This window comes from Microcoleus sp. C2D2 (genome assembly GCF_036702495.1).
Classification (GTDB): domain Bacteria; phylum Cyanobacteriota; class Cyanobacteriia; order Cyanobacteriales; family Microcoleaceae; genus Microcoleus.
Window position 1 is genome coordinate 23843 of the sequence record NZ_JAUBTO010000104.1, and the last position, 5888, is coordinate 29730.

5 protein-coding genes are annotated in these 5888 nt (G+C 45.3%); 2 read left to right on the forward strand and 3 right to left on the reverse strand.

Annotation, left to right across the window (positions count from 1 at the left end; translation table 11 throughout):
* Positions 1–98: 98 nt before the first annotated feature.
* Together minD and minC are read right to left on the reverse strand one after the other, a co-directional pair.
* Entirely contained in the window at positions 99–905 is an 807-nt protein-coding gene (minD, locus tag QUB61_RS26765; protein WP_333128417.1) for a septum site-determining protein MinD, read from the reverse strand.
* Positions 906–1241: 336 nt separating this feature from the next.
* Complete coding sequence (minC, locus tag QUB61_RS26770; RefSeq protein ID WP_333128414.1) at positions 1242–2042, reverse strand: septum site-determining protein MinC; 801 nt, start codon at positions 2040–2042, stop codon at positions 1242–1244.
* A gap of 426 nt (positions 2043–2468) precedes the next feature.
* Here minC and QUB61_RS26775 point away from each other — a divergent pair, with 426 nt between their 5' ends.
* Entirely contained in the window at positions 2469–3110 is a 642-nt protein-coding gene (locus QUB61_RS26775; protein ID WP_333128412.1) for an ADP-ribosylglycohydrolase family protein, read from the forward strand.
* Positions 3111–3205: 95 nt separating this feature from the next.
* A complete protein-coding gene (locus tag QUB61_RS26780) occupies positions 3206–4642 on the forward strand; it encodes a tyrosine-type recombinase/integrase (RefSeq protein WP_333128410.1) in 1437 nt (478 codons plus the stop codon).
* A 513-nt stretch (positions 4643–5155) separates the two neighbouring features.
* On the opposite strand, the gene QUB61_RS26785 is transcribed toward QUB61_RS26780, so the two are convergent.
* Positions 5156–5888 (reverse strand): hypothetical protein (locus QUB61_RS26785; protein ID WP_333128407.1); only part of this gene is annotated, 733 nt, incomplete at its 5' end.

The window sequence follows — 5888 nt, forward strand, 5'->3', positions numbered from 1 at the left end:
GTTTCATTTTTTTGGGGAAGTGGTATCAGGGGAGGAAAATCTCGGCTAGTTTCTGTGATGCAGTCCCTGCTGTTGAAGACCGATCGCCAATAAGCACATCACATAATTTTAGTGTTTAAGAACTTGCGGAGGCGAGTGAAGAAGTTTTCCCGACGGGGATTGAGATCTAGAAATTCAACTTTTTCGCCTTCTAAGCGGCGGGCAATATTGTCGAAGGCGGTTCCAGCTAAAGAAGCCGTTTCCGACAATACTAATGGTTCGCCTCGGTTGGTGGAAACAATGACGCGCTCGTCGTCGGGAACGACGCCTAACAGCGGAATGGCGAGGATTTCCCGCACGTCTTGCACCGACATCATATCATTTGCCAGCACCATTGCGGGTCTGATCCGGTTGACGATCAGGTTGATTTTCTTGACGTTGTTGGCTTCCAGCAGGCCGATGACTCGATCGGCATCGCGGACAGCAGCGATTTCGGGAGTGGTGACAATGATGCCTTCAGAGGCCGGGGCGATCGCATTTTGAAAACCTTGTTCAATTCCAGCAGGAGAGTCGATCAAAATATAGTCGTATTTTGCTGCCAACATCCCCACAAGCTGCTTCATTTGCTCGGCGCTGATGGCATCTTTCATCCGAGTTTGGGCAGCCGGCAACAGCACCAAACGCGGCTGCCGCTTGTCTTTCACCAAAGCTTGCTCTAACCGGCACTCTCCTGCGAGAACTTCTAATGCCGTGTAAACAATGCGATTTTCTAAGCCCAGCAGCAAGTCTAAATTTCTGAGACCGAAATCGGCATCAATTACGGCAACGTTGCGTCCCCGCTTAGCTAAAGCCATGCCGAGATTGGCTGTGGAGGTAGTTTTTCCTACCCCGCCTTTGCCTGATGTAACAACAATAATGCGAGCCATAAGCGATTTTAGATTTATTGGGAATTGGTGATTGGGAATTAGTAATTGGCAATTTGTAATTGGTAATTGACAATGGATAATTTGTCTTATTCTTGGTCGATCGTTAGCAATTATTGGGGAATTTGGCAGAAACCTGTTATTCAGTAAATTAACTCAACACTCAAAACTCTCCTTGTTCTACTAATCCTCTATCAATTTGCACTTAATTTTAAAATCGTCCTTTAGTGACTGATTTAGCCAAGGCAAAAATTATCAACTGCAGGCTTAAAGAGAAATAGTATTAACAATTACCCATTACCAATGACCAATTACCCATTACCAATGACCAATTACAGATTACTCATTACCCCCGACTAACTGCGATTTGTCAAAATCAGAGGCTCTACCGATCCGAATCCCTTGAGGCGTCACATAGGCGACTTCCGGGAAAAACTGAGCGGGTGAGGTTTCTGGGCCTCTGGCAACATACTTAGCAATCCTAATCACCATCGGTTCCATCTGCAAGGTCATAATCACGCTTTTGGTGTTGCCAGCGGCACCGGCGTGCACGACGCCCCGCAAACGGCCCCAAACTAGGATATCGCCTCCGGCGATGACTGAGCCACCGGGATTTACATCTCCCAAAAGTACGACGGTGCCTGGATGACGAATTTCTACGCCCGATCGCACTGTCATCTGCAAATATAAAGGTTCCGCCAGCGATTGCGGTTTTTCGGCAGTGGCTTTATTCAGGGAAGAAACCGCAGGCTGTTGTTCTACACAATAGCCTGCCGTAGCTGCGGCAACGGCGGTTTGGCGGCGGTTGGTGTGGACTCGTTTGAGTTGCAGTTCCACTTCCTCAAGGGCCGAGGCTATCTCTTGCAGTTGGCGGATATCTAAAAGTCGATCGTTCCCGATCAATTGTACTTCTGCATTTGGCTGCCAAAAGCGTTCTCCTGCATTCAGCCTGACTTTTAGCTGCTGCCAAAGTTCAGTCCAAGTCGAGGCCGCGGCTGTTGCGGGTTCGCTATTAGTTTCTGGGGGGAGTAGCAACAGTAGCTGTCCATCTTCTGTCTTGAGTCGGACTTGCAACTCTAAGCTGACTTCGGGTGTTGATTGAGGGGCGGCAGCGGCTCCGGCGGAGGCATCGGGTGTCATGGGAGAGTTTGATCTCTGGTAGGGACAGGTTAACATCAATATTAGCCTGAGTCGTCTTTTGCCTCAGCATTTGGGGGGGAAAGTCTTGTTTTTTTATTTTTAACGGCAGCTAGGGCAATTCTATTGCGTTTGTGGACGAGATTTTGTTTTATTGAACCGCAGAGGGCGCAGAGGGCACAGAGAAAGAGATTTAAGAGATCTGAAGAGAGAATGAGAGAAGTTCACAAATTTGGTATCGAGTGTGGACGAGATTTTGTTTTAATGAACCGCAGAGGGCGCAGAGAACACAGAGAAAGAGATTTAAGAAAAGAGAGAATGAGAGAATTTGACAAGTTTGGCATCGATTGTTATACAGGTAGATAAGATGCTGAGAGAAATGGTTTTGAATTCACTAGCGCTTACTAATTATTAATTTTCAATTACGTTATGCAACAAATAGAACGTTATCGCGGCAGTCTTCTCGGTTTAGCAGTGGGCGATGCTTTGGGAACAACTTTAGAGTTCCATCGCCCCGGAACGTTTGCGCCTATTAACGATATGATGGGCGGCGGCCCGTTTCGATTGCAACCGGGCGAGTGGACGGACGATACTTCGATGGCACTTTGTTTGGCTGAAAGTTTGATTGAGAAACAAGGTTTCGATCCAGTCCATCAGTTAGAAACTTATTTGCGGTGGGAACGAGACGGACATTTGAGCAGTACGGGTGAATGTTTTGATATTGGCAATACGGTGCAACAAGCACTTTGGCAGTTTGAAGATACAAAAAAACCTTACTGCGGTTCTACCGATGCTGGGACTGCTGGAAACGGTTCGATTATGCGTTTGGCTCCCGTGCCTTTGTTTTATGCTAAAAATCCTTTAGAAGTAATAGAAAAATCTGCTGAAAGTTCGAGAACTACTCACGGTGCTGCTACTTGTGTCGATGCTTGCCGTTATTTGGGTGCTTTAATTGCGGGGGCTGTGAATGGAGTTGCTAAAGATGTGTTGCTTTCGGAAAGATATTGTCCGATTTATGGATATTGGCTAAAAGTTTGCTATGATGTTCTGAAGCATAGGCGGCTATGTTAGGCGGCTAAGCCAGGGAATACAGGCTAGAGCAATAATCTAGAAATAATCTAGAAAATCAGAACCTTGATAAACCAATAGTTTCAGGAGAAACAACCATGAGAGCCGACAAACGTCCCCAAACTTGCGATGTGACCGTGTACTCTGACAAAGGCTCCCTTGCCTTGCGCTTCCCCAAGCGCCATAACCCACTGTGGGAACAGTTAGACGGTAAATCACTTAACGGTAAGCCTAAGTGCCTAGGAATAGGTAAGTACGGCTACCGGGATAACCCAGAAGACTGGAAGCGAGCTACCCAATTAGCTATCGCACTCGAAGCTGACCTTGACCACCCAGAGTGGGAAAAACTGTTTGACCCTACCCTTGCCAAGTACGGTATTGGCGGTGCCAAATACGCCAAACTCGCTGATGTGCTTCAATTACCAGGCGCTAAACAACCAGAACCTGAAATCACAGCAGGGGAGATGTGGGAAGCGTACCTAGAGTGGAAGAAGACTGTTGTTGAGGAGACTACGTTCAAAGAAACGTTTACCACCTTGTCTAATGCCTTACACGGCAAAGTTTGGAACAGGAAGATTAATAAATATTCTCAATCTGACGTAAACTTATCAACTGTTCAATTAGACAACAAAACCGAAATTGCAATCACCATTGGAGGCGTAAAAATTTTCCACAAATCATACTTTGTGGCTGAACTGAATCGAGCTTTTGAATTTTGCAAAACGAAGGGAATGTTAGTTAACTCAACTACTGACAACCCTTTTGTTTTAGATAAGTTCAGTACACCTGAAGTAACAACACAGCAAAAATACGCGCCTAAAATAGTGAATGGAGAGGAAAAAGAATGGCATGAGGTATTAGACGAAAAAGACCTTGAGAATGACAGACGTGCTTTCATAAAAAAAGAATGCGACATCATCATTAAAGCTTTTTATGAGTCTAAAAAAAGTAGCGTCAAGACGTATGCACCCTTAATTGAATTTTACTTTGTGACGGGGTGTCGTACATCAGAAGCGTTACCGCTTACGTGGAAGGATGTTGACTTTGAACGAAACGTAATTCGTTTCAGCAAATCGTTGGGTAAGTCAACCTGTGCAGTCAAAGAAACAAAAACAGGGGAAGTAAGGCTTTTTTACTTTAGTGATAATTCTCGTTTAAAAGAGTTGTTGCTACATCTAAAAAGTGAAAGTTCAAATAATTTAGTTTTCCCCAGTAAGAAAGGTAAGTTTATGTCATCTGGCGGTATTAGGATTAACTGGCTAGGCTACAAACAAAAAAGAATACTCACTGATGGCACAGAAGTGGAGTACACGTACCCTGGTGTAGTTACTCAACTAGCTGACGAAGGTAAAATATCAGGCTACCTAAGTCCTTACCATACCCGTCACACTTACATTACCCTTACAGCGCACGCCAACAAACATGACAATAACGCTTTGCTGTATATCGCCACATCCTGTGGCAACAGTGTAGATGTGATTCTCAGGCACTATCTTGGAGTAAGTGAAGAAACCAAAATCATAGAAGTTTTTTAATTTCTTTCGGTCAAGTCTAGCCCAGTTTTTGCCCACCTACCGACCGCCCCCTAAAAAGGGCGGTTTTTTATTGGCGATCGCCTGGCACGGAAGAAGGAAACCTTCACTCACATCCTCTGCATAGTGTGAATGAAGTAGGGGAGATTGTCTCTGCTTTCGAGTGTATTTTCTGGTGTAGCCGCCTATCACGGGCGGCTAACTGTGAAAATGAAGGTAAATAGGCTAAGTACGATTTGTTCGCGCTTTTATACGAAAAAATATTCTTAACCCCATTAGGCTTCCGAAAGTCTTTTATGCGAAAAAGTACAATGTTGTAATTGCCTAATAAATGAGTGTCTTTGAGTGTATTTTCTGGTGTAGCCGCCCGTGTTAGGCGGCTAAAGGTGAAAATAGACTAGAAAAAGGAAGTGTAAGGCTCAAGTATTTCGAGGCCAACGTAAAAATACTCAAACTAAAAAAACCTAGGCAACTAAACCTAGGTTTTCTATTACTTACGGGACAGTCGCGCGTAAATTACTCGCGCAAGCAAACATCGGATATTCTGTCAGCCCAAAGGTGCTTTCTAATGTAATAGTTGCCCCGTGGCGGCGGGAACTCTCCCTTGTAAGCCAACACAGCAAACCACGTTTCCAAGCAATCTTGTACTCCAAAATGTTGGATGTAAGGGTATAAATTGAGGCTTTTAGCTTCTGCTTTTAAGCGGTCTGCCAGTTCTCGGTCAGCCCCAATTCGGTCGCAGTGAATCGAGGTGAACCGATAAACCGTACTTTCCCAGTCCGATAGGGTAGATTCGTCAAGACCCTTGCTTACCACGTAGTCCCAAAGGGCATTAAAAGTTCTCACCACAGCGGGAAGTGCAGGTAAAAACAGACACAGCCGAATAACCGCTTGAGGTGGTAGCAGTAAAAGTTCTTTGGTTTGCGGTAGGTTCAATTTCAGCAGTGCTTCCTCTAAAGCTTTATCCCGCAGTACCAATAAACCGCCTTCGATTAACTCGCCCAACACGGGCCCGTCCGAACCGATTGTCTGCTTGAGATGTTTGGTCTTCAATCCGTAATAAGCGGCTACATCATTTACCGTCATTACACGTAAGCCGAAATACTTAGCCCACTGACATTCGTCGGGCGTTACCTCACAAAGTATTTTATGTGCCTTGTCGTGGGTTATGGTATCGAATACGTGAATTCGCGCCGCGCGTGAATCAAAAAGCGATTCGCGCGTTAAAAATTGCGGTTGTGCCGCACAA